Below are 25,458 nucleotides of genomic sequence, written 5' to 3' on the forward strand. Positions count from 1 at the left end.
TTCGAGTCGTGCCTATGCGGTGCGGACGCCGGAAACGCCGATGTTCCTCGACGCCTGGCTGGCCGACGACGATCTGATCGGCGGGGTTGCCCCGCGCCTCGGCGGTCAATGGCTCAAGGTGGTGGCGGTGCGCGGCCTGCCGTCGGCGACCCGGCCGGGCCTGCTGGATGCGCTGGGCACCCTTCCGTTCGAATACCGATGGACAGCGCGCTGGCTGGGTCTCGACAAGGTCGAGGCCGAGACGGAGATCGTGAAGCTGCGCAAGCGCTGGTTCGCCAAGCGCAAGGGGATGGGTGCCCTGCTGCGGGAAGCCATCACCAGGGAAGAGGTCCCTCTCATCGACACCGACGCAGTCTCCAAGACGGAGGAATGCGACGGGGCGCTGGAGGCGCTGGGTGCCGAGGCCTGCGCTTACGGCTATCTGACCATGACCGTCAGCGTCCTCGACGAGACCGAGGAGGGCGCGGCGGCCAAGGCCCGGGCCATTGAAGGTGCGCTCAATGCGCAGGGACTGGTGGCGCGGGTCGAGGACCTCAACGCCGTCGAGGCCTGGCTCGGATCGCTCCCGGGCGAGGGCTATGCCGACGTTCGCAGGCCTTTGGTCTCGACGCTGAACCTGGCGGACCTGCTGCCGGTATCCGCCGTCTGGGCCGGACCCTCGGGAGACGCCTGCCTGGACGGGCCGCCCCTGGCCACGGCGCGGACCACGGGGTCGACGCCGTTCCGGATGGCGCTGCACGTCGGCGACGTCGGCCATACCATGGTCGTGGGCCCGACCGGGTCGGGCAAGAGCGCGCTGCTGTCCTTCCTGGCCCTGCAATGGTTTCGATATCCGGACGCCCGGGTGGTCTTCTTCGACAAGGGGCGGTCGGCCCGGGCCGCAACCCTGGCGGTCGGCGGGTGCTGGCGCGCGCTCGAGCCGGGTGCGCGGTTCTCGCTCCAGCCTCTGGCGCGGATCGACCGCGAGCCGGAGCGGGCCTGGGCGGCCGAATGGATCTGCGAGGCGGTGAGACTGGCGGGTCTGGAGCTCGTGCCACGGGTGCGGGAAGAAGTCTGGGCGGCCCTGTCGGGCCTGGCCCAGGCCCCGGTCGAGCAAAGGACCCTGACGCTGTTCTGCGCCCTGGTGCAGCACAAGGCGGTGGCGGCTGCATTGGAGCCGCTGACGCTCAAGGGGCCGCACGGGGCCTTGCTGGACGGACAGGCTGAGAGGCTCGAGCCGTCACGCTTCGATACCTTCGAGCTCGAGAACCTGATGGCCACGCCCTCCGCCGTGGCCCCGGTGCTCTCGGCCCTGTTCCATGAACTGGAGCAGACCTTCGACGGACGGCCGACCCTGCTGATCCTCGACGAGGCCTGGCTCTTCCTGGGAGAAACCGGATTCGCGGCGCGCATCCGCGAATGGCTCAAGACGCTGCGCAAGAAGCGGGTAGCTGTGGTGTTCGCCACCCAGAGCCTGGACGACGTCGTCTCGTCGACGATCGCGGCCAGTCTGATCGAGAGCTGTCCGACCCAGGTCTTCCTGCCCAATACACGGGCCATGGAGCCGGGGTCAGCGGAGCTCTATCGCCGCTTCGGGCTCAATGCGAGACAGCTGGAGCTGATCGCCTTCGCCACGCCCAAGCGCGCCTACTATTGGTGCCAGCCGCGCGGACGCCGGCTGATCGACCTGCGCCTGACCGGCGTGGCCCTGGCCCTCTGCGGCTCCGGCTCGCCGCAGGACCAGACCCTCATCGACACAGTCCTCGAAACGACGCCGCTGGACGGCTTCGCCCGTGAATTCCTCAAAGCCAAGGGAGTGCAGAATGTTGATTCCGTCTTCGATAGCTTCGCGCCGGCCATCGCTGCCGAATAGGCCCCTCCGCGCGATCGCGGCAGCCCTTCTGGGGCTGGGACTGGTCGGGGCACCGAGCGTCGCGCCGGCGCAGCAGGTGGTGTTCGACCCAAGGAACCATCTGGAGAATGCGCTTCAGGCGGCGCGCCAGCTGGAGAGCCTTGCCAACGAGGCGCGCAGCTTGGCGGCCTCGCCCTACAGCCATCTGACCGAAAACAGCCGGTCGCTGCGGGACATGGCCGAGCTGGCGCGCACGGCGCGCGGCGCGGCCTCGACGGTCAGTGGTCTGGAGCAGCAGTTCCGCAGTCTCTATCCGGAGGACGTCTCCGGGGCGGACCTGCTGGACCTGATCGAGCAGGGCCAGGCCCGGACCGTCCATGCCCGGCGCACGGCCGAGGATGTGGCGCGCGCCGCCGCCGAGCTGGAACGCCTGGGGCAGGGCAGGGACCGGCGGCTGTCCGGCGCGCTAGCCGCCAGCCAGTCGGCCACGGGCCAGACCGCCGCGATCCAGTCGACCAACCAGTTGCTGGCCGTCCTGGCCGAGGACCTGGCGGCGCTGCGCACCATCACCCTGGCGCAGTCGCGGCTGGTGGCCGATGCGGCCGCACGCGAAGCCGCGCAGGAAGCCTCAGGTCAGGCCGCGCGTCGGCAGCGCTGGAACGGGCCTGCGACCGCCACGGCACCGTCGGCCCCGCGCTTCGACCCCTTCTCCCACGCGGCGGACTGAGGAAGATCCAGGATGACCGTCGGCGTCGAAACCCCGAACGAGTTGATGGTGGTGTTCTCCAACACCGTCTCTGCGGGCTTCGATGCCCTGCAGGGATCGGTGAATGGCGTGTTCGGCCTGATGATCGCGCTCGTGGTCGCGCTGACCGGCATCCAGTGGGCCTTGTCGTCCAACCGTGAGGTCCTGGCGTCCGGCTTCATGAAGATCCTTCTGATCGGCGTCTTCGCCTGGCTGATCAACGACTGGCAGAGGCTGTCCGAGACGATCTACGCCGGCTTCATCGAGCTGGGACTGACAGCGGGCGGCGGCTCCTTGGTCCGCGAGGAATTCCTCAACCCCGGCGCGGTGCTGGCCCAGGGCTGGGAGATCGTGAAGGCGCTGGGCGAGACGCCTGCCCCGGTCGACGATCCGCTGGATGTGGTCGGCAACATCACCGACGCCCTCATCCTGGGCCTGGCCATGATCGGCATCATGCTGGCCTTCGCCGTCCTGGCCCTGCAGATCATCGTCGCCCTGCTGGAGTTCAAGATCGTCACCCTGGGTGGTTTCGTGCTCCTGCCCTTCGGGATCTGGAGCAAGTCCGCCTTCCTGGCGGAGCGGCCGCTCGGCTATGTCGTCTCCTCCGGGCTGAAGGTCCTGGCCCTGGCGATCGTGGTCTCGGGCGCGCGGACGATCTTCGACCAGCTGCAGCCATCGGCCAATCCCGACATCTACGAGGCGCTGAGCATACTGGTCGCGGCCCTCCTGCTGGCCATGCTGGCGATATTCATTCCGAACCTCGCCTCGGCCCTGGTGACGGGCGGGCCCGCCCTCGGCGCAGGCGCGGCCGTGACCGGAGCCCTCGCTGTCGGCGGGGCGACGGTGGCCGCCGGTGCCGGACTGGCGGCGGTCGCCGTAGCCGGGGCGAAAGGGGCCGGTCCGGCACGCGCCGCGGCGGGGGCCGGGGCGGGACGTCCGCCGACGACCGGGCCGAAGCCGACGCCGACGCCGACGCCACCGAAGACAACTCCGCCGACGGCTGGAAGTCGTGGTGCCGTGTCCACGGCACCGATGCCGTCCAACGACAACCGGACGCCGCGCGGGGCCGGTCGGGCCGTTGCCGACAGAGCCAAGAGCGGGAAAGCGGCATCCGGTTCGTCAGGCGCGTCAAAACCGGCGGTGTCCCCTGGCAAGCCGCCACAGCCGGCCACCGCTGGCGCGAGCACTGGATCACCGGCGAAAGGCAGCCGAACGACCGCCAGCACCCCTCCTGCCGCCACCGTTGCGGCCGAGAAGGAAACGGCCTGCCAGGACTTTCACAAGGCGGCGGCCAGGCCGGGAGAAACGACCACCCGGGGGGCCGGCCAGTCGTCCGCCCTGCGCGCCTTCTTCGTCGCCAATGCCGGACGCGGCCTGCTGCCGTCCTCGGAAACGAGCGGCGTGCTGAACCCCAGCCTCAGGACAGAGGAGACCTGAATGCATCCCTTCTTCAAGCCCCGCAGGGTCCTGTCATCGGCACCCGAGGCGACGCCCTACCAGAGGGCGGGCCAGGTCTGGGACGATCGCATGGGGCTGTCGCTGGCCCACGCCCGCAACTGGCGACGCATGGCGCTCGCCAACCTGCTTCTCGCCGGCTTTCTCGGAGCCGGCTGGTGGGTCCAGGCCGAACGTGCCGTGGTCAAACCCTTCGTGGTGGAGGTCTCCGACTGGGGCGAGACCCAGAGGATCACGGCGCTGGACGGGCGATGGGAACCGACCCAGGCGCAGGTGGGCCATGCCCTGGCCGGCTGGATCCGGGACGTAAGGTCCAAGTCCATCGATCCGATCGTGCTGCGGCAGAACTGGCTGCGGGCCTATGACCTGACGAGCCCCAGGGCCGCGAGCTTTCTCAATAGCTGGGCCCAGGCACATGACCCCTTCGCCGAGGTCGGGCGCGAGGCGGTCAATGTCGAGGTGCTGAACGTCGTGCGGCGCTCGGACCGGACCTACGACCTGCAGTGGCGCGAAACCCGCTTCGTCAACGGCCAGCAGGCCGGGAGCGAGCGCTGGCGGGCCCTCATCACCACCACCCGTCAGCCGCCCCGCAACGAGGCGGAGCTGATGAAGAACCCCCTTGGACTGAAGATCGAGGACATCTCATGGACACCCGACGCATCCTGATCCTGGCGGCGAGTGCGACGCTCGCGGCCTGTTCGACCAACCGGGGTGAGATCGCACCTCCGTCGGTCGCCGAAGCCGCCGGTGCGGTCGTGCTCGAGATTGCCGAGCCGCCACCGGTCGAACCCTCGCCGACGGAGGTCCCCTACCTCTCGATCGAAGCCGCCCTGGAGCCGCCCGCTGCAGCTGTCCCGTTACCGGTCGCGAGATCCGCGCCGCCCGGACTGAGCGGCCGACGGGCCATCGCGGCGGCCAATTCGGCGGCGCGCGCCCCTTCGCGCGAGGACGGCTTCGTGGGCGGGGTGCAGATGTTCGCCTGGTCACCGGGCCGGGTGTTCGAAGTCTGGGCTGCGCCGCTGCGGGTCACCACCCTGAGCCTGGGGGCCGGCGAGGTCCTTGTCGCAAAGGCGGCGGGCGACACGGTCCGCTGGCAGATCGGGGAGGCCGTATCAGGGGAGGGGGCGTCGCTGCGGACCCATGTCCTGCTCAAGCCGCTGGAGCGCGGGCTCGAGACCAACCTCGTGCTGACGACGAACAGACGGGTCTATCTCATTGATCTGAGAAGTGGTGCGGCGGACGCCTACAATGCAGCTGTGGCCTGGGACGACGAAATCCTGTCTCCGGTTGTGGGCAACAACGCGCCTTCCGAGCCCGTGGCCAGCCCCGTCGTGGCACTGCCGGAGGGCGAGCTGGATGCCCGCTATCGGATCGTGGCCGGGCGGCGCAAGCCGCGCTGGACCCCCACCTCGGTGTTCAACGACGGCTTGCGAACCTTCATCACCTTTCCGCCCGAGCTGCAGACGGACGAGGCTCCGGTTCTGTTCATCATCGCCCCCGACGGCCAGGCGCAGATGGTCAATTACAGGCAGGCCGGGGGTCTATTCGTGATCGACCGGCTGTTCGACCGGGCCGAGCTGCGGCTTGGGGACCGGCGGCCCCAGGTCGTGCGGATCGTCCGGCAGGGAGGGGTATCATGACGGAGGTCGAAACCGAGGCTGCGGCAGCTGTAACGTCGAAGGCACCGCCACCCCTCATGAGCCGGGCAGCGCGGCCTGCAGCCGTGCGCTTGCGGGGCGGCGTGGTGAAGGCGGTCGTGATCGGGGGAGCCGTGCTGCTCTCAGGCTCTCTCGCCTGGGCCTTCGTGGTCCAGCCGGAAATAAGGGCCGGGGCCCGTGAGAAGATGGCCGAGGACCGGGCCGATGACGGCGGACGCGGAACCGTACGCCCGGCAGAGACGGTGACGGACCAACCGGCCAGCTACGACAAGCTGCCGCCGCCTAGAGGGATGCCCGAAGAGGCTCAGCCGGTAGAGGCAGGAGACGACCTCCGGCCAGTTGAGCCACAGCCGACCTATCGTCCGGCGGCACCACGGTCCTATGAGACCCGGGCAACGGTGCCGCGGCCCGGCGATCTGGCGCGACACTCCGGCCTGTTCTTCAGGGACACGCCCGGAGCGGCCGCTCCGCCAAGGGCGGTGCCCGTCGCCCCGGTCACACAAGAGGTTGGTCGTGGGGACGCTGTCTACAATCCGCACGTCCTGGTCGGGCCGGTGTCGCCCTTCGAGCTCAAGGCCGGGGCCATTGTCCCGGCGGCACTGCTGACGGCGGTGGATACCAGCCGGCAGGGGCCGGTCGTGGCCATGGTCACCCAGAACGTCTTCGACACCGTCACCGGTCGGCATCTGCTCCTGCCCCAGGGCACACGCCTGATCGGGGTGTCAGGTGGTGACGGGGTCTATGGCGAACGGCGGGCTTTCGTGACCTGGGAGCGTCTGATCCTGCCGAATGGCCGGAGCCTTCAGCTGTCGGAAGCCGGGGTTGATGCACAAGGCTCGGTCGGGGTCCGGGGCCAGGTCGACAGGCGCCTGCTGCAGATGTTCGGGGCCGTGCTGGCGTCCGGCGCGGTGACGACGCTCGGCCAGATCGCCCGGGACGACGATCGCAGCGGGTCCGGCTCACTGCTCGGCGACGTCGGGGATGCGGCGGCCATCGAGGGCTCGCGGATCGGCGGGCGTCTGGTCGACCGGGAGCTGGAGGTTCGCCCCTCGATCCGGCTGCGGGCCGGGGCTCCGATCAATGTGCTGATCACACGCGACCTGATCCTGGAGAGCTACCAGTCATGAGCCGGTCCCTGAGATGGCCGACGGTGGCATTGGCGACTGCTGCGCTGCTGGCCGGTGTGGCGACGGCCGCCAACAGCTTGCCGGCCGTGGCCCTGGTCAACGAAAGTCCGAGCCTGCCCAGGGGCGTCTATGCGCGCGTTCCAGGCAAGACGATTGCCTTGGGGGCGGTCGTCGCCATTCCTAAACCGGCGGGATCGCGGGCCTATCTGGGCAGCCTGGGGATGCCTGCCGATGTCCTGTTGCTGAAACGGGTCGCGGCAGTAGGCGGGCAACGGGTCTGCGGGCGCAACCGGACCTTGGAGGGGCCGCGCTGGCGAGTGAAGGCGCGAACGCAGGATCGTCGCGGTGTGAGGCTGTCCGCCTGGCAGGAATGCCGGGTGTTACGGGCGGATGAGGTCTTCCTGCTGGGCGATACGCCGGGAAGCTTCGACAGCCGCTATTTCGGGCCGGTGTCGCGGAGCGAGATCACCGGCGTCTATCGGGAGGTTTTGACATGGTGAGAGCGAGCATTATCGCACTGGCACTGTGCGTGTACGCACCGGCTTCGGCCCAGGAGGTGGATTGGCGGCGCGCGGGTGGCGACCTGTTCGGCGCGCCCGTTGCCGAAGCGGCAGAGGCGACGGTCGAGGACGGGCCTGTTCGCGTGCAGGCTCTGTCCCAACCGTATCAGGAGATCATTGACCAAGCGGCTGCGGAGCATGGCCTCGATCCAAAGTTGCTGCATGCCCTTGTGGCGACGGAGAGCGCCTATCGGCCACGGGCGCTGTCTCCGGCGGGCGCGGGGGGACTGACCCAGCTGATGCCGGCTACGGCCCGCGAGTTGGGCGTGAGGGATCGCTGGGACCCCGAAGAAAATGTAAGAGGCGGTGCGAGATATCTCGCCCAACAGATTGTCCGGTTTGGGGATTTGAGGCTGGCGCTGGCGGCGTTCAACGCCGGCCCGGCCAGGGTGGCGAGGCTTGGAAGGGTGCCCGATATCCGCGAAACGCAGGACTATGTTCGATCCGTCCTGGATTGTTACCTGGCGCTGGCGGCAGGACGGTCCGTGACGAACGCCGTGCAATGCAGGCCGCTGGAGAGCGGATCGTGACGGGGTTTCCGGACATGAGCCCCGGCGAGTTGCTGACGCGTGCCGAGGCCTCCAGCCATCTGGCCGGTCTGGGCATCAGGCTGAAGCCGGCGACGCTGGCCAGGCTGTGGTCGGCGGGAACAAGCGGACCGCCGTGTCTGCATATCCGGTCGCGCCCCTACTATCCGCTCGACCTTCTGGAAGTCTGGGCAAAGAGCCAGATCAGTGAGGTACGGGCAGGCGCATCGCCCGCGGCGCGGGCGCGCCGCCATGGCTGAGCTGGGAGAGACGACGAATGGAGGACCGCGGTATGGTGCTGGCAAGGCCGATAAAATTGATGACCGCGAGGACCGGCTGCTGCCCTGGCGAAGCGTCAGGGACATAACGGGCATCAGCCGGACTACGGCCTGGCGCATGCAGCAGACGGGCGATTTTCCCAGTCCGGTGCCGGTGTCTGCCAAACGGGTTGGGTGGTGGGAGAGTGAGCTCACGGCCTGGAAGGCTCGTCGCCGGTTGGCGAACGGTGAACGACCGACGCCGTGTATCCAGGCCAAGCCCAGCCGGCCATCTGTGCAGAAATCGGAGGCGGCTCAGGCCAAGGCCAGTGTTCCCCAGGCCCAGGTGTGCTCACCTGCGGTGCCCAGTCCAAAGACCCCGGCGGGGCGTCGCACTCGGACAACGGCTGTTTCGCCGGATCAGATTGATTTCGGCTTCTGACTCGTTGCTGACCTTCCGGAGGTCCGCTTTCGAACGATGCCAGACCCGAAGTGTAGTGCGTCAGCGCCTGCCTCTCTGTGGACTCTCAAGGACTTCCGCTTACGCGCAACACCAGAACCGGCCTTAGGGTCAGGGGACGGTCGTCCACGCTGACTTCCAGCTGCATGTCGGGATGGCGGCTTTTGGCACCCTCTGCGTCGCCGGGGATTTCTTAAGCCTCAAACCTCAGCGGGCAGGCGACAAAGGGACGCGCGGAGCTCGAGCTTGCTGAAGCACGCGTCTTGTTCGAGGTCGCTGCGCCTCTGGTCGGCGAAACGCGACAGCTGAGAGTAAGCGCGCTCGTAACCGTCGGAGGGGTCTTCCGCCAAACCGGTCACCAACGCGTTCGCAAGCCCCAGCGCCGCGTCCAGCCTGAAGACATCCGAGGATAGGCCGTTCATCAGATGGTATAGGCCAAAGCGAGGCGTCGGTTCCCGCATGGGAACCGCCAAGTCTCCAATCTCTGCGTTCGACGCCATCATGCACAGGGCCGTCGCCGCCGCCGCGATCCTTGGGTCAGCATGCGTGCTGTGAGTTCGCGCTGCAGCCATCAGTGCGTCGTGATCACGACAGTCTGCGCCCCATAGGTTCAAGAAGAACGGCAGAAGTCCGGGGACCGTGCTGACGCTGTCAAACAATGCCCGATCGATCTGAACACCGCCCGACCCCCTATCGGTCATGATGTAGACCCGACCCAGGATCGCTTTGCGGGCCAACAACTCTTGCGTGGTCGCGTCCGACTGCGCGGCGGCGCTGAACTTCGCGACTAGGCCGGGCCGGATCCAGCCCTCGTCGTCATGCCCCACGAGGCGATGCGCCAATGGTGCATCGAACGGCTCGGCCGGCGGATAAGTCTCCACCGAGAAATCAACAAGCCATCGGAACAGGCGGGCCATCGTCGCGTCGCCATCGCCGAGCAGCTCGGTGAGGACGAGTTGCCATGTATGGGGCGGCTTGAAGCCGTGCGTCATGGATACGCCGCTTGGATGCGGGGCTCCAATGACGCCGATGCCGGCTGAGATGCCCTTGTTCACCAAATGACGGAGATCATCCTCTGTCACGCCTTGGGCGGTCCAGCGCCGCTCGGCCTCCTGCCAGTCTGTCAAATCGCCGAAATCGCCGGACTCCGCCTGATCAGCGAGTTCGACCAACTCACGCATGCCAATGTCCACCTGACGCATGGCGGCGAACAACGGCCAAGGCATGAAGATGGACAGTCGGCTGAACGCCTTCTTGAAGCCAGCGGCGTGGACCTCGCGAAGAGTATTGGCGAGCGTGACGGCGCTCGGATTAGCGTGGAAGTCGGCGAGAAGCTTCGCCGGTTTCCAAGCCTCCGTGTCCGGCATGAACTCATGGAGGTTCCTTACCGTGGATGGCACGCTCACGCTCATTACCTGGAACGTTAGAGGGCCTTCCCGATCATCTGTCCGCAGTTTGATCGTCAGCCGGGCGTTCCGGTCGAGGCCCGTGAGCAACCCCAAGGCCGGAATAGAGACCGACAGGTTCTCGGCTGCCGAGTCCGCGTTGGTAAACTCGTGCGTTTGCAGTTCGTCTGCCAGCGTGTCGAGCGGCGTACTCGTGATGACGTCCTCGAACAGGGAGTGCAGCGGCGAGCCGATCGCGGGCGCGATGCCAAGGGTCAGTATCTCCAGCCTCCTAGCGGGATCGGAGGGCCACGCGTCGACGGCGAGATCGATGGCCCAATCCGTCTCGAGAGCCGTCAGGGAGATCAGTAGCGCCCATGCATTCAAGCGCGTCCTGTACTGGGCAGCCATCAAGAGGGGGCGAAGACGAGGCGCGACGAACTCGCCTTCTTCTCGGAGGAGGTCGACGAGCGCTGTCGCGCCGTTCGGAGAGCTGGCTTGGATGAGGTCCATGGCCTCGACGAGTAGCCGTCGACGCCAAAGCGGGGTGTCATAGGCCAAGCCGTCGTCAATCAAGGCGAGGGCGAGCCGAGCCCCACTACGGAGCGCGATGTCAACTTCGCCGGAGGTGTTCAACTCACGGCAGATGCTGAGGATGGTGTCGCGGTACTGAAGCGTGTCGTTTGACGAGAAGCATTTGCTAGCCGCGATTTGGAAGACATGCCGCCAATGGCTCTTGTTGGCGATCTCCCGCAGACGCTCCTGAACCGCGACCTCGCGGCCCGACATCAGATAGGCGGCGGCCATGAATTCCTGCAGCGAGCGGACCTCGAAGGAGTAGCGTTGGTCCACGCGCTGAACTAGAAGCACCAAACGGTCGGTCGTCGTTTCTAGCAATTCCGCCGCAGCTCGATCGAGCTTCCCACCCTCGTAACCGTCGTGCTGGAGCTGATCGCGGACCAAGGTTTCGAGCTGACCGCGCGTGAGCTGGGCGTCCGAACCGCCGCCTCTCTCCGCCTGCAGATGAAGCGCGAAGCCAATGTTGTGGTGGAGCGCACCGATGGTCCGGCTCCAAGTCTTAACCGTTCGACCCGCTATCCCAGGCTTCTGTTGTTCTCGCTCAAGGACGACGCTGAAGTACTTCTCGAACAGGGTCCAACGGTCGCTGGGCGCCTCGCCTCTCTGATCGATCAGGGCGAGCATGATCGCCACCTGAAGGGGGCTCACCAGCAGCCGCGCGGTCGTCGGCGTCTCGATCGCCTCCGCCATCCGAGCGAGGACGCGCTCCCGCTGGGACAGATCCAGTAACCTCCCATTCGCCAAGCGTCGCGCGTAGGCCATCGCGTGGTTGGGCTGGAGCGGCGTCATCTCCAATGAGCCGTAGAGTGCCGGATCGAGGTCATCGTTGTAGCCTTGGGGCCTTGTCGTCACCAGCATGAGGACGTCGGCGTTCACGCTCGCCAGCTCATCCCAGAGGTCGTTCAACGACGCGATGACTTCGCCCCGGTTCGCGCTCGGCGGCACCTCATCCAAGCCGTCCAGCAGAAGCACGAACGGGAAGGCTCCTAGCCAAGCGCGTAGGTCCGAGAGATCCAACTCCGGTGCGGTCGCTACCAGCGCGATCTGATCGCGAATATAAGTGAGCAAAGGCAGCGCGCCGCCCTCGGCACGTCGCGAGGAGAGCGCATCGGCGTAAACCGGGAGGTCGATCCGGATCGGGAACCTGCGCGGTGCCTCGTCCGCGAGCCCGCCATTCGCCGTGCCAGCCAAGACCGATCGAACCGCCGCGTCGGCTTCCGCCGACATCGGTCGCCTTTTCTCGGCGCCGAGCAAGGAGGCCCGAAGGATTTGCGCGAGCAGCTGCGAGATCGTCGACTTGCCTTGGCCTGGCCCCCCAAGGAGGAGCAAGCGGTCCGGGCGCGGCCTCACTCGAGATGAGATATCGCTCGGCGACAACTTCTGCCGCGATCGTCTCAGCAGGCTCGCCAAGAGAAGCTCCCCTTGTGGGGCCTCGGGATCGGGATGGGATTCCTCGAAAGGAAGGTCGACAAACACATCCTCCAGATGTGTCGCGACATCTCCGCCGCCATGACCGGCTTGCTGCAGACGGGTTGATCGCTGGCTGCGAACCTCCCGCTGCAGGTAACGGTGCATGACCTCACCGAAGTCGGCTCCGCGCAGTTTGAGGCTCGACAGGACATCAGAGAGCACGTCGCTCGGCGTCACCCATGCCGAATAGGCGCGACGGATCTCCTCTGCGTCGGCCAGGCGGACGCAAAGCTCGTCGTAGTGCCAGATCTTAAAGTCCTTGAAGCCGATCTGATCCCGATACTCCTCGAATACGGCCTCGATCTTCGCGATGCCCCCGCTGCCGCGGCGGGTCTTCGGAACTGGCGAAAGGCGCGCGTTAGTCACCAGCAGATATTGCTCAGGTGACCGACGCTCCTTGGTGGGGTCAAGATAGGCGTCCAGCTCTTCACGCAGTTCGCCGACTAGCCACTCCGCGTCTTCCGCCGCGTTGCCGGCATTCTGTCTGTATTTGACTTGGACGACGGTGTAGCCGCGCCATGGCTCGGCGGCGCTCGGGAAGTCGGCACTGCCTTGGAAGACGGCCTCTCGGCCCCCGTCAGGTCCATCGCCATAAACCTCCATCCCCGGTCCCAACGCGCGAACTGTTAGCGCCTGGGCGAATTTCTCGAACGAGCGAGGCGAGAACCTAGAAAAGTCGAAATCCACCACATGTCCTGTTCGATACGTGTCCCGCAAGATGTACCACGCGTTGCCGCCCACACAATGAAGGGGGACTTAGCGGGCGTGTGGGTATGGTGGCTAACGCTTCCTTAGAGCCGAGAGGCGAACTTCAGCCTTCATGTCGTTCGAACGTCTGCTTCCGAGTGGCCGACAAAAGACCGCTCATGGCGCTCGGCTGCCGTCGTCGAAGTCCCGCCTGATGCCGAAACCGCATTGACGTGTATGCAAAGGGTCGACCGCGGCGGATAGCGCGCCGAACTCTTTCTGTGGACCCAGCGGAGTAGCGCGCGTCGTCGCTCAGGGCACCTTATGGTGGTGTTCGCCCGGCATAGATGCATACTGCACGGCCCTGGGGAGGGCGTGATGCAACTTAACAGAATTGAAATCCGAAACTTCAAGGGGCTTCAAAGCGTCGACTTCGAGCCTTCGAGCTTTGGTTGTCTTGTTGGCGAGAACAATGCTGGAAAGTCTTCAGTTCTTCAGGCAATTGTCCATGCTTTAAGTCGGCAAGGGCAGCTTCCAGAGACGCTTTTTTATGATCCCGCTCTCCCGGTCGTTTTCACGCTGGCCTTTTCAGGCGTGGGCGATGCTCATCTCCTGAGGCTGGCCGAAGAGCATCGCGTTAAAATCTCTGAGCTGGTGACGGATGGCTCCCTGACGATAGTCGTCCGGTACCCCACCGGGCAAAAATGCGAGACGTTCGTCCGGCGTCGGGCACCTGTAGAAGCTCGGTTTCGCAGTGAATCGATTGCCGAGGCTTTGGCGAGCAAGCGCCCACCGCATGTCTTCGCGACGATCGCCCAGGACTATCCTGAGTTCGTCGATGGACTGGATCGAGGCGCAAACATCGGCGCAGCGAAGGCGCATCTCGCTGCCAAGATTGCCGAGCTTCCACACGACCAATTCACTATGGTCGAGGCCGCCCTACCAACCGGTTTAGGGGCGTCGATCACAAGCCTGCTGCCCGAGCCGATCTACATCCCTGCCGTCAAAAATTTACATGACGACTTGAAGACCACACAAACGACGTCGTTCGGCCGGCTCCTCGGCTTGTTGCTGGAAGAAATGCGTCCTGATCTGGAGCAGGTGACCCAATCACTCGCCGAACTTAATCGCATGCTGAACCGCACCGATGAGGGCGATCATCGGCATGCCCGCGTTCAGAGTCTGGAGCGCCGCGTCGAAGGCTTTTTGCAGGACAACTTTCCGACGATCAAACTCGAGCTGACCGTTCCTCCACCTGAGCTCCGCACGATTCTAAATAGCGCGCAAATTCTGATCGATGACGGATCGCGCGATCTTATCGACAATAAGGGTGACGGGATAAAGCGGTCACTGACGTTTGCGCTGCTTCAAGCGTACGTAGCTTATCGTGAGGAGGCGGCGGGGGGCGACGAAAATGACGACGATCGGCCCGCCCAGCGTCCTCTAATATTTTTATTCGAGGAGCCTGAACTCTATCTGCACCCTCGATCTCAGCGCATTCTCTTCGCGACGTTGGCCAAAATCAGCACGGAAAACCAGGTCGTCGTCACCACGCACTCTCCATTGTTCTTCGCTCCCGGCGTTACCGCCTCGTTCGTACGCGTGACGAAGCAGGTGGCCGCACCCAAACCGGTGGGGACGCTCTTCCCAATCAATCTCTCGTTGGAAGCCAACAATGCAGAGGTTTTTCGCCTTGCGCGGTTCGAAAATATTGATGCTGCCTTCTTCAGCCGGCGCGTCGTCTTGCTTGAGGGCGAGTCAGACGATTCATATTGCCGCCACGTCGCGAAGCTGTTGAATCCTGAGTGGTGTTTCGACACCCAAGGCATCGCTCTCGTGCGAGTGTCAGGCAAAGGAAACTTCCGGAAGTTTCGAAACTTCTTCGATGCGTTCGGAATTGAGGTGAAACTCCTCGCCGATCTAGACGCCCTATTTGACGGCTACGATCACCTCGCTCCGCCCGTCGCCCTCGCAGTTCTTCGCGATGAAGCGGTGCGGCAGATTGATGATCGTATCGCTGCGCTTGGCGTCGCCGCTGAGCCGCTACCGCGGCAGATCAAAGACAAAATCCGTAGCGCTGGCTGGCAGGAGCGCTGGGCTCAAGCCAAGCAGGCACTTCGACGAGCTCAGGCAACCGGTCAATTAAGTGCCGACACTTTGAGTTCGATCGATCGGCTGTTCAGTTGGGAGCCGGACATCGCCCGCGGGAAAGCCTGCCGAGATGATGATGAGGCTCGATCGGCGTTGACGCCTCTCCTCGATGGCCTTCGCGCAGCCGGTATATGCGTATTATCGCGGGGCGCGATCGAAGAATATTACCCAGCGGGAGCAACCGGTAATCAGAAGCCTGAGAAGGCGCTAAGCGCTGTTTCCCTCCTACCGGATGCCGCAGCTGTCGCCTTTGTTAGCAAGCCGCTGGTCGACGGCCGCCCATGTGAACTTTCGGAGATTTTCGCCGAACTATTCGCACCAAGCGCCGCTCAATAGGTGATGGAGGTCGAGGGTCGAATGTTATGCCGATTCCACGATGAAAGAGGAGCTTAAGCCGCTGAAGCTTGCGCTCGATGGCCTCAGTCCAAGCCATCATTAGAGAATGGTCCGGCCTTCTCGAAAGCTTATGCGGTCCTTGGCTCTACCGGAATCACGAATGGCCGCTTTCTGGACGTCGGCCAATGTCCGCTGTTGGCGCTACGCAGACCTTGTAAACTGAGGGCCGCTTTTGACTCATCCCTGACCTTCGCAAGGTCTGCTTCTAGGCAGTGAGCCGACGTCGCTATTGAGGACCAGCGATAGCCGCTGCGACGACTGCGTCTTCGGCTGAAGTTCCGCCGGAAATCCCAACCGCTCCAACGACCCGACCATCTACAACGATGGGCACACCCCCACCGATGGCAACGAAGTCGTCCGCCGTCAGGAGCGCGTATCGACCATTATTCACCTGTTCTTCCCGACTGACCGTCGTGGTGCGGAAACGGGCGGAGGTTCGGGCCTTGTCTTGAGCGAGCGGGATGGAGCCGTAGGGGACGCCGTCCATCCGCGCAAAGGCGACCAGTTCTCCTGACGGCTCGACCACAGCGATAGCCAAGGGCAGGCCCCGGCGCGCGCCTTCTTCCAGGCCGCGCTGAACGATCGCCTGGGCTTGTTCGATGCCGACGGGTTCGCCGTAGACGCTTGGGATCGGAGGCGCCGATTGGGCAGCGGCCGGTGTTGAAAGCACAGTCAGGCAGGCGATTGCGATTAGCCACTTCATGGTCATCTCCGATTGCTGCTGGAAGGTTGTTCCGGCCCCACGAACTCCGCGTCGGTCACGTGTTGAAGCCACTGCACCGGGGCGCCGTCGCGATCTTCCGACACGGCGACGTCTGGACAGGCCCCGAAGGCTGGGGCTCGGCCTGCTGAGCCTGTGCCCCGGTCGTCGTCAGGACCGCCAGAAGTCCGAGCATCATTCCCTTCATTCCTCAGTTCCTCGGCGGGGCTTCGACCTCGGAGTAGGCGAGGACGGCGTCGGGCAGGCGGGCGCCCTTGATCTCGATGGCGTCGGCGGCGGCCGTGAACTCGGTCAGTTCCGCCGGCGTGAACCGGATGGCGGCGGCGCCGGTATTCTCCAGCATGTGCGCCATCTGGGTCGTGCCGGGGATGGGCACGATCCACGGCTTCTGCGCCAGCAGCCAGGCCAGGGCGATCTGCCCAGGCCGGGCGTCCTTGCGTTCGGCCCACTGTTTCACGAGGTCGATCAGGGGGAGATTAAGCGGCAGGTTCTCGGGCGAGAAGCGTGGCTCGATGCCCCGGATGTCGCCGGGCGCGAAGCGGGTGTTGGCGTCAATGGCGCCGTTCAGGAAAGCCACCCCCAGCGGGCTCCAGGGAACAAAGCCGATGCCCAGTTCCTCGCAGGCGCCCAGCACCCACTCTTCCGGGCCGCGCCAAAGCAGCGAATATTCGTTCTGCACGGCGGTGAGGGGCTGTTCCGCGTGGGCGCGGCGCAGGGTCTGCTGGCCCATCTCACACATGCCCCAATGCAGGACCTTCCCTTCGGCCATCAGCTCCTTCATCAGGCCGGCGACGTCCTCGATCGGCACTTCGGGATCGACCCGGTGCTGATAGAGCAGATCGATCCGGTCGGTCTTCAGGCGCTGGAGCATGCCATCGACGACGCGGCGGACGTGGTCCGGCCGACTGTTGCGGCCCGGTCGGCGCTGACCGGTTTCCTGGTCGATGTTCCAGCCAAACTTGGAGGTGATGACCACGCGATCACGGATCGGCGCGACCGCTTCACCGAGCAGGCGTTCCACTTCATGGGGACCGTATGCTTCGGCGGCATCAAAGAAGGTGACGCCGGTGTCATTGGCCGTGCGGATGATGTTGATCATCTCCGGCCGGGTCGGGATGGTCGTCTGATAGGTGCGCGTCATGTTCTGCACGCCTAGGCCGATGCTCGACACTTCCAGGCTGCCGAGCCTGCGGCGATCCGGCGGGATGACCTGGGTCGTCCGGGCGGCATGCACCGGCGTTCGCGCGCTCGCCGCCGTCGCCGCGAGGGCGGGCAAGGCCAGGCCGGCGCCGAGCAGGCCCCGGCGTCCGACGCCTCTGGTCTTGTCATTGATTTGCATGGTTCGGCTCCTGTCTGTGTGTGTGTCAGCGGCCGGTCTGGGCGAGAACCGCTTCGGGCAAGCGTTCGCCCTGGATCGGGATGGCGGCGGCGGCGATGTCGATGGTGGCGAGGTCGTCAGCGCTGAGGTCGACTTCGGCCGCCCCCAGGTTTTCTTCCAGCCGGTGCAGTTTGGTGGTGCCGGGGATCGGCACGATCCACGGCCTCTGCGCCATCAGCCAGGCCAGGGCGATCTGGGCCGGGGTCGCCCCCTTCGGCGCGGCGATGTCCTTCAGCAGATCGACCAGGGCCATGTTTGCCGCCCGCGCCTCGGTCGAGAAGCGCGGCGAGACCGAGCGGAAGTCGCCGGGCGCCAGTTCGGTCGAGGCGTCGATTTTGCCGGTCAGGAAGCCGGCGCCGAGCGGGCTGAACGGCACGAAGCCGATGCCCAGTTCGTGGCAGGCGGCCAGGGCACCATTGGTCTCGACGTCGCGCGTCCACAGCGAATACTCGTTCTGAAGAACGGCGACCGGATGCACCGCGTGGGCGCGGTGAAGGGAGGCGACGCTGGGCTCCGACAGGCCGAAGTGCCGGACCTTGCCCTCTTCGATCAACGCCTTCACCGCGCCTGCGACGTCCTCCATGGGCACGGCCGGATCGACGCGGTGCTGGTAGAGCAGGTCGATATGGTCGGTGCGCAGCCGCTTCAGCATGGCGTTCACGACGGCTCGAATATGCTCGGGCCTGCTGTTCAGTTCGCCGGTGCGGGCGCCGGTATCCAGGTCGATGTCGAAGCCGAACTTGGTGGCGATGACGATCTGGTCGCGGAACGGCTCCACCGCCTCGCCAAGCAGGGACTCGTTGGCGAACGGCCCATAGGCCTCGGCGGTGTCGAACAGGGTGACGCCGCGCTCGAACGCGTCACGGATCAGACGCACCGCGTCCTGTGTGGGCGTGGCGTCGCCATAGGCTGACGACAGGCCCATACAGCCGTAGCCGAGGGCCGAGACCTCAAGGCCGGACTTTCCGAGGATGCGCGTCTTCATGGGTGTCTCCTATCGATTGGCCTGCGCGCCGGCGTCGGAGCCCAGCCATTCCGTAATCAGGGTAATCGTCCGGCGTTCCTGGTCGGCCTCCATCACGAAGGCGTCCTGAATGCGCGCGCCGGGCGCGTGGCTGGCGAGGACGGACAGACTGCTACCCTGCCCATAGCCGCCGTGAGTGATGAAGGGCCGCACCGTCTTGCCGGCCAGGTTATGCCGGCGCATGAAACTGCGGATTACCGGCGGCGCGGTCTCGCCCCAGATCGGGAAGCCCAGATAGACGGTGTCGTAAGCGGCGAGGTTCTGGACCTCGGCCTTCAGAGGCGGCTCGAAGCCGGCGTCCCGCTCGCGTCTCGCCTGATCCACGTTCGCCTGATAATCCTCTGGGTAGGGCTCTGCCGGCAGGATTTCGAACAGGTCCGCGTCCAACGTGCGCTTCAACTGACCGGCGATGACGCGGGTGTTTCCAGAGCGCGTGAAATAGGCAACCAGGATGTTCGATGTCGGTCCCGCCGCCGGTTGGGTCTCCTGGGCGCAGGCCGTGGTCGATCCCGCCATCAAGGCCATGGCCACAGGCGCCGACAAGGCCGCTCGCCGCGAGACTGCATGACCGCCGACATCCGTCATCGCCCGACCCTCGCCTGCAAATGCGCCGGGTAACGGTCGCCCTGAACCTTGACCTGCGAGACGGCCGTCTCGATCTGCTCAAGGTCGCCGCTGGTTAGTTCAACGTCGGCGGCCCCGAGGTTCTCCTCCAGCCGATGCAGTTTCGTCGTGCCGGGGATGGGCGCGATCCACGGCTTCTGCGCCAGCAGCCAGGCCAGGGCGATCTGGGCGGGGGTGACGCCCTTCGCCGCCGCCACGGTCTGAAGCGCTTCGACGAGGGGCTGGTTCTGTCCCAGCGCCTCGCTGCCGAAGCGGGGCACGACACTGCGGAAATCGTCCTTGCCGAAGGTGGCGTCCGCGCCGATGGCGCCGGTCAGGAAGCCCTTGCCCAACGGGCTGAACGGCACGAAGCCGATGCCGAGATTCTCCAGCGTCGGGATGATCTCCTGCTCCGGCTCTCGCCACCACAGGGAGTATTCGCTTTGCAGGGCTGTCACCGGCTGGACGGCGTGGGCCCGGCGGATGGTGTCGACGCCGGCCTCGGACAGTCCGAAATGCTTGACCTTGCCCTCGGCGATCAGGTCCCGGATCGTGCCCGCCACGTCCTCGATCGGCACATCGGGATCGACCCGGTGCTGGTAATAGAGATCGATGGCGTCGACACGCAGTCGCCGCAGCGAGCCCTCGGTAGCCCGGCGGATGTCGTCCGGTCGGCTGGACAGCTTCTGCTCGCCGAAGGACTGACCGGGCTCGAAACCGAACTTGGTGGCGATGACGACCTGTTCGCGGAACGGCTCAAGCGCCTCGCCGACCATCTCCTCATTGTCTTCGCCGTATATCTGGGCGGTATCGAAGAGGGTGACGCCGCGCTCCACGGCGGCCCTGATCAGGGCGACGCCGTCTTCCTTGGCGACGGCCCGGCCATAGCCGTGGCTCAGCCCCATGCAACCGAGGCCGAGAGAGGAAACCTGAAGGCCGCTTCGACCGAGTTCGCGCTTGTCCATATTCGTCTTCAACATCATGGCCCGGACAATCGTCGTCCGTTCGGCTGGAAAGATAGGCCGGGAGCATAATGTTGATTAGGGTGGGCAATCCGCATGCTCTTGTTAGTCAGGCTTACAGATGGCTCAACGCTTCGATGATCTCGCCGCCTTCACTGTCGTGGCTCAGGAACGCAGCTTCACCCGCGCCGGGGCCAAGCTGGGCGTATCGGCGTCAGCCCTGAGCCAGACGGTGAAGGCCCTGGAGAGCCGGCTGGGAATTCGTCTCCTGGACCGAACCACACGTAGCGTGTCGCCGACCGAGGCGGGCGAGAGGCTGCTCAAGACCGTGGCGCCCCGGTTCGCCGACATCGAACAGGAACTGGCCGCGCTAGGCGACATGCGCGAACGGCCCAGCGGCACGATCCGCATCAGCGCCGGTGAACACCCGGTGCGCTCGGTTCTCCAACCGGGCCTGTCCAGGCTGTTGCCGGACTATCCCGACATCCGGGTCGAGGTAATCGTCGACTATGGCCTGATCGACATCGTCGCCGACGGTTTCGACGCTGGTGTGAGACTGGGCGAGCAGGTCGCCAAAGACATGATCGCCCTGCGAATCGGCCCCGACGTGCGCATGGCCGTGGTCGCCTCACCCGCCTACTTCGAACGCCATGCCGCGCCCACGACTCCGCAGGACCTGACTGAGCACAACTGCATCAACATGCGCCTGCCCACCCATGGCAGCCTGTTCCCGTGGGAGTTCGAGAAGGATGGGCGTGAGTTGAGGGTGCGGGTAGAGGGGCAGTTGACCTTCAACACCATCCGTCCGCGCCTGGAATCGGCCTGCCGGGGCTTGGGCCTTGCCTACATGCCGGAAGACATCGTGGCCTCCCAGATCGCCTCCGGCGAGTTGGTGCGGGCGCTGGAAGACTGGTGCCCCCCGTTCCCTGGGTATCATCTCTACTATCCCAGCCGGCGCCACCCCTCGCCCGCGTTCGCGCTGGTGGTGGAGGCGCTGCGATATCGAGATGGTGGCTAGGTCCGCTTTCGAGCTATGGGCCAACGTCCGCTCATGGCGCTTCTCATACCTCAGCCACCGACGGCCGCTGCGGACACCTCACAGATAGTCGGAGCCCCTCTCAACGGGGTCCGCATGCGGAAAGCCAGGAACCGTCGCCGTAAGACATCGTTCTTCTCGCCGGACTTATCGGAGCGAGGTATGCCAAGTTACACATTCCATCTGCATGATGGGCCGACCGTGCCGCCGCGCACCGAACATGTGGAAGCCCAAGACGACATTGAGGCCCGTTCACTCGCGGACCTTCGTCTAACGCTCAGCTCGGCATTCACGCACATTGAGGTCGACCGTGATGGCAAGGAGCTCTTTCGTCTTCACCGCGACAGCGGTGAGCCGCGTTAGACCGCGCGAACCCTTTTACGCGAGCGGCCAGCGCAGGCACCATCGGGATGTGCTCTCGCAAGGCAACCATCGCTCGCCGTGTCAGCCATCCCCAAACAGCTTGCCTTCACCGGCCCAGTCGCTGGCGGCGACGTCGTCGAAGATGACGTAGATGTATTTCGGATCGCCTTCCGGGAGAGCCGCTAATGTCTGGTCTTGGCGCTTCTAAGACTCGAAGGGCAAACCCTCGGGGGAGACTCGCAAAACAAGGAATAGCTCGCGCGCCAAGCCTTTGGCGGTCTGCTGGAACAAGTTGCCAGTGCTCGCGTCCGTCACCGTCCGGTCCGGATCCGACGGATCAGAATCTGATGCGACGGAAACTCGATGCGGTCGGTGGGGATCACTGCGGAGCGGCCGCTGCGCAACACACCGTACGCCAGACGCACGCCGGTGCCGTCGGTCAGCACCAACGTCTTCACCATTGGCGTCCCGTCGAGCTCGAACACGACTGGCCGCGGGATGGTCCAGTCGCGGCTGCTGCGCGGACTGAGTTCGACCCGCTGCTTGAGCTGGTCGTCGTACGGCAGCTCGATCCCGCCGATGCCGTCCATGTTGGGCGTCCCGAGCAGCAGGCCGAGGTACAGCTCGTCCCCATATTCTCCCGCAAAGTTCGCGAAGTGGGTGGGCGCCAGCTCGGCGTTGAACGGGCTGTGCATGTAGCGAGGGGTGTCGCCGTAGTAGGCGGAGCAGATGGTCATGATGAATCTCGTGATCCGGGCCCCCGTGGGTCCGGCGTAGGTGGCTGTAGCTAGTGGCGGGTGCGGTTTTCCTGGCCGACCCAGCCGAGGAAGCGCCGGATCGCGCCGTCGGTGATGACGAAGTCGGCCGCGTCGTCAGGACCAGCGCCAACGACCAGCGCCTCCAAGGCGACCCGCCGAACGTCGATGTCGTCCACCTTCATCATCGCCAGGACGAGCTCGGCGTAGCGGTCGTCGCCGAAGGCTGGATCCCATTGGATGTCGGTGACTTCGGCTTCGTCGTTGTGCGTCAGTTCGAGGTTCGGGTCGGTGGCATAACCGCCAGCCAGCGCATCGCCGACGGCGGCGATCACGTCGTCCATGGCTCCCGGTTCGGCCCCCAGCTTCGACGGCCGCGTCGCCAAGGTGACGCCTGCCCAGAAGCGGACATCCAACGCCGGTGCCCTGGCGATGTGGTTGATCAGCTTCAGCAGGGCCGGCGTCCGAACCTGGTCAGGCGCCCGTACGAGCATCTCCATCTTCTCGCGATTGATCTTGGCGGCCATTTCAGGCTCCTTCCGCGCCAGCCAGCTGACCGGCGAACGGCCCGGTCGACCTGTCGTGGGCGTCGGCATTGGACACCAGGGCTTCGCATCCACTGATCAGGTCATTGATGTCCCCCTCCCAGGAATCGTGGCCGTTAGACAGATCGATCACGCTGAAGCCGGCGGCCAGAGCGAGTCGGGCAAAACGGATCAGTTCGACAGCGTGCACAGCCTGGAACAGCGGGAAGGCGACTTCAGGCGGGTTGTCCGTGGCGACGTCGAAATTCTCGCCGCTGACCACACAGGCCAGCGCCTGTCGGTTGCGGGTCGCAAAGCAGAAGAAGATGGGCAGTTCGAAGGAGCGGACATCAACGACGGGGGCGGTGACCAAGGGCATGCCGCGCTCGTTCAGGGCGCGGAAGCTCCATGCCCCATCGTCGGTCTGGGCCAGCGCTTCGTGAAGACCGTGTCGGTCCACGAGCGAGACGACGTAGCACGGCTCGAGTTGATCGAAGGGGAAGGTGTTGGGGTCGAGCGGAGCGTTGGGAACGAAGGCGGGAGAGGTCTTCCTGGACGGCATAGGACTGATACTTTCGGGGATGCGGTTGGGCGGGAGCTGGGCGAACGTTGCGAGGGAAGAGAGCTGCGCACCTCGGCCCGCGCGAGGGCGGAGCCCTTCCATGTCCTTTTTCAAGTGTCTGGACGTGCAAAACCCTTCCGCGCCGCAGGCGCGGAGATGAGCAGGATGAGAGGTTCGTCAGGTTGGGGGCGGAGCGGCGTTGGCGACGGTCGATCAGTCTTCCATTCGCGTGTTGGTTACCGCATGAACGCTTTTCGTCGCGGGCTGGCCTCTGACTTAGGTCGGGCGTCGGCACATGGCCTGCCCACTGGGCTCTCGAGGATGTCCCTGACCTTCCGCTCCGCCCCCGGCCTGACGGGCCAGGGCTCGGCGCTCAAGGCGCCGCTGGCCGCACCTCCTGACCGATCGCCCAGATGAAGCCCGACAGCTCCCGAGCGATAGCGGCGATGACGACAGTCGGCCGCTTGCCGCCGGCGCTGAGACGGCGATATCTATCGCACAGGCGCACCTGGGCCTTCCACGCCACGTCCCGCACCACCTTCGGCTGGCGAGAGACGACGTCGGTCTTGCCGGTCGAGACCCGCGGCGGGTAGCGATAGCTCCAGGCCGCTTCCACCAGCATCCGCCGCGCTTCGCGGTTGCCGGTCTTGGTGATGCCTCCGCGCCGGATCCGGTCGCCGCTGGAATGCTCCGAGGGGACCAGACCCAGATAGGCCATCAGCCGTCGTGGATTCTCAAACCTGCCGAGATCGCCGACGGCCGCGACGAAGCTGACGGCCGAGATGGTGTCGAGGCCGCGCAACGCCCGAAGCGCCTCGACCAGAGGCGACAACGACCAGCCCGCCAGCATGGCGGAGATCCTCGCTTCGAGCTGTTCCCGGCGGTCCTGCGCCGCCCAGACGGCCTCCACGTAATCTTGGAAGACGATGCGGTGCGCATCCTGCTCGAACGCCTGACCCGCCAGCCAGCGGCGGTGCCTCAAGGTCCATGGCTTGCCGACCGGGTAGGTCCGGCCGTGCCGCAGCAGAAACGCCAGCAGTTGCTGTCGCGCCCGCATCAGGGCCATCATCGCGTCTCCCCGGGCCCGGACCAGATCGCGCATGGCCTCATGCACTTCGTCGGGGACCCAGACCGCCGTCAGACCACCCGCGCGGTGTTGAAGCGCGAGCATCTGTGAATCCCGTCGGTCGGTCTTGATGCGATCGCCTGGCTTGCGAGCGATCAGCGTCGGCGCCGCGACCAGGCAGCCATGATCCATCTCCGTCAGCTGGCGGTAGATCCCGTAGCCACAGCCGCCGGCCTCGTAACAGAACTCCAACCGACTACCGGACCGCGACAGCCGACCCGCCAGCTTGCGAACCTGTTCCGGCGTGTTGGCGACCTCGCCGCAGAACCTGACGGCGCCGTCGCGTCCGTCCTCTGCAGTGGTGACGCTGATGCTCAGCTTGTGAACATCGAGCCCCACAAAGAGCGTGTCCATTCCTTCCTCCTAGGCGCTGCTGAAGGCTGCAGCATCCGGCGCCAGGCCGAACGAGGGCAAGGACATACGGACTTAGCGCTTGTGCCTTGCTATTCGCCGCGCCGCACCTTCGCGGCGCGCCTGACCTGAAGCGCTTCGTCTGGATCGAACCAGCATTCGAGCTAGAGTGAAGCCATGCGGACCGTGGCTCCAGAATGAGAAGCGCCGAGATCACCCGTCAGGTCATCCTGCATGCGGCCCTGAACCTCTTCGCCGAGGAAGGCTTCGAGACGGTCGGCGTCCGCGATATCGGACTCCGCGCCAAGGTCGATCCCTCACTGGTCAATCGCTACTACGGCGGGAAGGAGGAGCTCTTCATCGAAGTGGTGAAGGCCTGCCACGCCGATTGGCGTCACCTGTGGGGCGCCAAGCAGGACTTTGCCGCCCGCGTCGTCAAAGAGGTGCTTCACGGAGGGAACGACGGGAAGGTGCTCCAGGGCATTCTCGTCATGCTGAGAGTGACCGGCTCGGAACGCGCGCGACATCTCGTCGACGAGACGCTCGGCTCCAGCATCTTCGCCCAACTCGAGGCCTGGCTGGGCGGCCCGGAGGCCGATGTGCGAGCTCGCATGCTCATCGCCCTGATCGGCGGCATGGCGTTCGCCCGCGACCTGAGCGGCGACTTTCCCCTGGAGGACGCCAGAGCCGCCGCACTGGCACAGGCCTTTGAGGCCTCTATCGAACGGCTTCTATCTTCATCGCCCTCGGCCTGAGCCGACGCCA

General features: G+C 65.5%; 23 protein-coding genes. 13 read left to right on the forward strand and 10 right to left on the reverse strand.

From position 1 onward, the window contains the following. From WC585_RS13910 to WC585_RS13955, 10 genes are all read left to right on the forward strand, one after another. Positions 1-1,852: conjugal transfer protein TrbE (locus tag WC585_RS13910; RefSeq protein ID WP_373258521.1), on the forward strand; the 1,852-nt coding region annotated here is incomplete at its 5' end. Then, positions 1,803-2,558, forward strand: coding sequence for a conjugal transfer protein TrbJ (locus WC585_RS13915; protein WP_373258522.1), 756 nt, complete (start codon positions 1,803-1,805; stop codon positions 2,556-2,558). The genes WC585_RS13910 and WC585_RS13915, both read left to right, overlap by 50 nt. Positions 2,559-2,570: 12 nt before the next feature. Continuing rightward, the gene (gene trbL, locus WC585_RS13920) at positions 2,571-4,013 is read left to right on the forward strand and encodes a P-type conjugative transfer protein TrbL (RefSeq protein WP_373258523.1); all 1,443 of its coding nucleotides are present in this window, start codon (positions 2,571-2,573) and stop codon (positions 4,011-4,013) included. Further along, entirely contained in the window at positions 4,014-4,697 is a 684-nt protein-coding gene (gene trbF, locus WC585_RS13925) for a conjugal transfer protein TrbF (RefSeq protein WP_373258524.1), read from the forward strand. Next, positions 4,676-5,671 carry a P-type conjugative transfer protein TrbG gene (gene trbG / locus WC585_RS13930; protein ID WP_373258525.1) on the forward strand — a complete coding sequence of 332 codons (996 nt, stop codon included), beginning with the start codon at positions 4,676-4,678 and terminating at the stop codon, positions 5,669-5,671. The genes trbF and trbG overlap by 22 nt, the downstream gene beginning before the upstream one ends. Then, complete coding sequence (locus tag WC585_RS13935; RefSeq protein ID WP_373258526.1) at positions 5,668-6,816, forward strand: TrbI/VirB10 family protein; 1,149 nt, start codon at positions 5,668-5,670, stop codon at positions 6,814-6,816. The genes trbG and WC585_RS13935 overlap by 4 nt, the downstream gene beginning before the upstream one ends. Next, complete coding sequence (locus WC585_RS13940; protein WP_373258527.1) at positions 6,813-7,316, forward strand: S26 family signal peptidase; 504 nt, start codon at positions 6,813-6,815, stop codon at positions 7,314-7,316. Before WC585_RS13935 ends, WC585_RS13940 begins: the two co-directional genes overlap by 4 nt. After that, on the forward strand, positions 7,310-7,906 hold the full coding sequence (locus WC585_RS13945; RefSeq protein WP_373258528.1) for a lytic transglycosylase domain-containing protein: 597 nt from the start codon (positions 7,310-7,312) through the stop codon (positions 7,904-7,906). Before WC585_RS13940 ends, WC585_RS13945 begins: the two co-directional genes overlap by 7 nt. Beyond that, a complete protein-coding gene (locus WC585_RS13950; protein ID WP_373258529.1) occupies positions 7,903-8,163 on the forward strand; it encodes a hypothetical protein in 261 nt (86 codons plus the stop codon). Before WC585_RS13945 ends, WC585_RS13950 begins: the two co-directional genes overlap by 4 nt. Further along, positions 8,156-8,602, forward strand: a complete 447-nt coding sequence (locus WC585_RS13955) for a helix-turn-helix transcriptional regulator (RefSeq protein WP_373258530.1) — start codon at positions 8,156-8,158, stop codon at positions 8,600-8,602. The genes WC585_RS13950 and WC585_RS13955 overlap by 8 nt, the downstream gene beginning before the upstream one ends. Before the next feature lie 218 nt (positions 8,603-8,820). Here the strand turns inward: WC585_RS13955 and WC585_RS13960 are convergent, their stop codons facing one another. Next, the gene (locus WC585_RS13960; RefSeq protein WP_373258531.1) at positions 8,821-12,741 is read right to left on the reverse strand and encodes an NACHT domain-containing NTPase; all 3,921 of its coding nucleotides are present in this window, start codon (positions 12,739-12,741) and stop codon (positions 8,821-8,823) included. A 378-nt stretch (positions 12,742-13,119) separates the two neighbouring features. On the opposite strand from WC585_RS13960, the gene WC585_RS13965 reads away from it, so the two are divergent. Then, complete coding sequence (locus WC585_RS13965) at positions 13,120-15,228, forward strand: ATP-dependent endonuclease (RefSeq protein WP_373258532.1); 2,109 nt, start codon at positions 13,120-13,122, stop codon at positions 15,226-15,228. Positions 15,229-15,514: 286 nt separating this feature from the next. Here the strand turns inward: WC585_RS13965 and WC585_RS13970 are convergent, their stop codons facing one another. From WC585_RS13970 to WC585_RS13990, 5 genes are all read right to left on the reverse strand, one after another. Beyond that, complete coding sequence (locus WC585_RS13970; protein WP_373258533.1) at positions 15,515-15,991, reverse strand: heme-binding protein; 477 nt, start codon at positions 15,989-15,991, stop codon at positions 15,515-15,517. Positions 15,992-16,199: 208 nt separating this feature from the next. Next, positions 16,200-17,348 carry an aldo/keto reductase gene (locus tag WC585_RS13975; protein ID WP_373258534.1) on the reverse strand — a complete coding sequence of 383 codons (1,149 nt, stop codon included), beginning with the start codon at positions 17,346-17,348 and terminating at the stop codon, positions 16,200-16,202. Between the two features lie 25 nt (positions 17,349-17,373). Continuing rightward, on the reverse strand, positions 17,374-18,372 hold the full coding sequence (locus WC585_RS13980) for an aldo/keto reductase (RefSeq protein WP_373258535.1): 999 nt from the start codon (positions 18,370-18,372) through the stop codon (positions 17,374-17,376). A 9-nt stretch (positions 18,373-18,381) separates the two neighbouring features. After that, on the reverse strand, positions 18,382-18,954 hold the full coding sequence (locus WC585_RS13985; RefSeq protein ID WP_373258536.1) for a flavodoxin: 573 nt from the start codon (positions 18,952-18,954) through the stop codon (positions 18,382-18,384). A 38-nt stretch (positions 18,955-18,992) separates the two neighbouring features. After that, positions 18,993-19,979, reverse strand: coding sequence for an aldo/keto reductase (locus WC585_RS13990; RefSeq protein WP_373258609.1), 987 nt, complete (start codon positions 19,977-19,979; stop codon positions 18,993-18,995). A 118-nt stretch (positions 19,980-20,097) separates the two neighbouring features. Between WC585_RS13990 and WC585_RS13995 the strand changes: the two genes are divergently transcribed. After that, on the forward strand, positions 20,098-20,994 hold the full coding sequence (locus tag WC585_RS13995) for a LysR family transcriptional regulator (protein WP_373258537.1): 897 nt from the start codon (positions 20,098-20,100) through the stop codon (positions 20,992-20,994). A gap of 692 nt (positions 20,995-21,686) precedes the next feature. Here the strand turns inward: WC585_RS13995 and WC585_RS14000 are convergent. From WC585_RS14000 to WC585_RS14015, 4 genes are all read right to left on the reverse strand, one after another. Continuing rightward, on the reverse strand, positions 21,687-22,112 hold the full coding sequence (locus WC585_RS14000; protein ID WP_373258538.1) for a hypothetical protein: 426 nt from the start codon (positions 22,110-22,112) through the stop codon (positions 21,687-21,689). 50 nt (positions 22,113-22,162) lie between these two features. After that, positions 22,163-22,657, reverse strand: coding sequence for a hypothetical protein (locus WC585_RS14005; RefSeq protein ID WP_373258539.1), 495 nt, complete (start codon positions 22,655-22,657; stop codon positions 22,163-22,165). 1 nt (position 22,658) lies between these two features. Further along, positions 22,659-23,216, reverse strand: coding sequence for a hypothetical protein (locus WC585_RS14010; protein ID WP_373258540.1), 558 nt, complete (start codon positions 23,214-23,216; stop codon positions 22,659-22,661). Between the two features lie 373 nt (positions 23,217-23,589). Then, entirely contained in the window at positions 23,590-24,696 is a 1,107-nt protein-coding gene (locus WC585_RS14015) for an IS110 family transposase (RefSeq protein ID WP_313574059.1), read from the reverse strand. Positions 24,697-24,890: 194 nt separating this feature from the next. Here WC585_RS14015 and WC585_RS14020 point away from each other — a divergent pair, with 194 nt between their 5' ends. Then, entirely contained in the window at positions 24,891-25,448 is a 558-nt protein-coding gene (locus tag WC585_RS14020; protein ID WP_066629261.1) for a TetR/AcrR family transcriptional regulator, read from the forward strand. Positions 25,449-25,458: the final 10 nt, after the last annotated feature.

This window comes from Brevundimonas sp. (assembly GCF_041648055.1).
Classification (GTDB): Bacteria; Pseudomonadota; Alphaproteobacteria; order Caulobacterales; family Caulobacteraceae; genus Brevundimonas.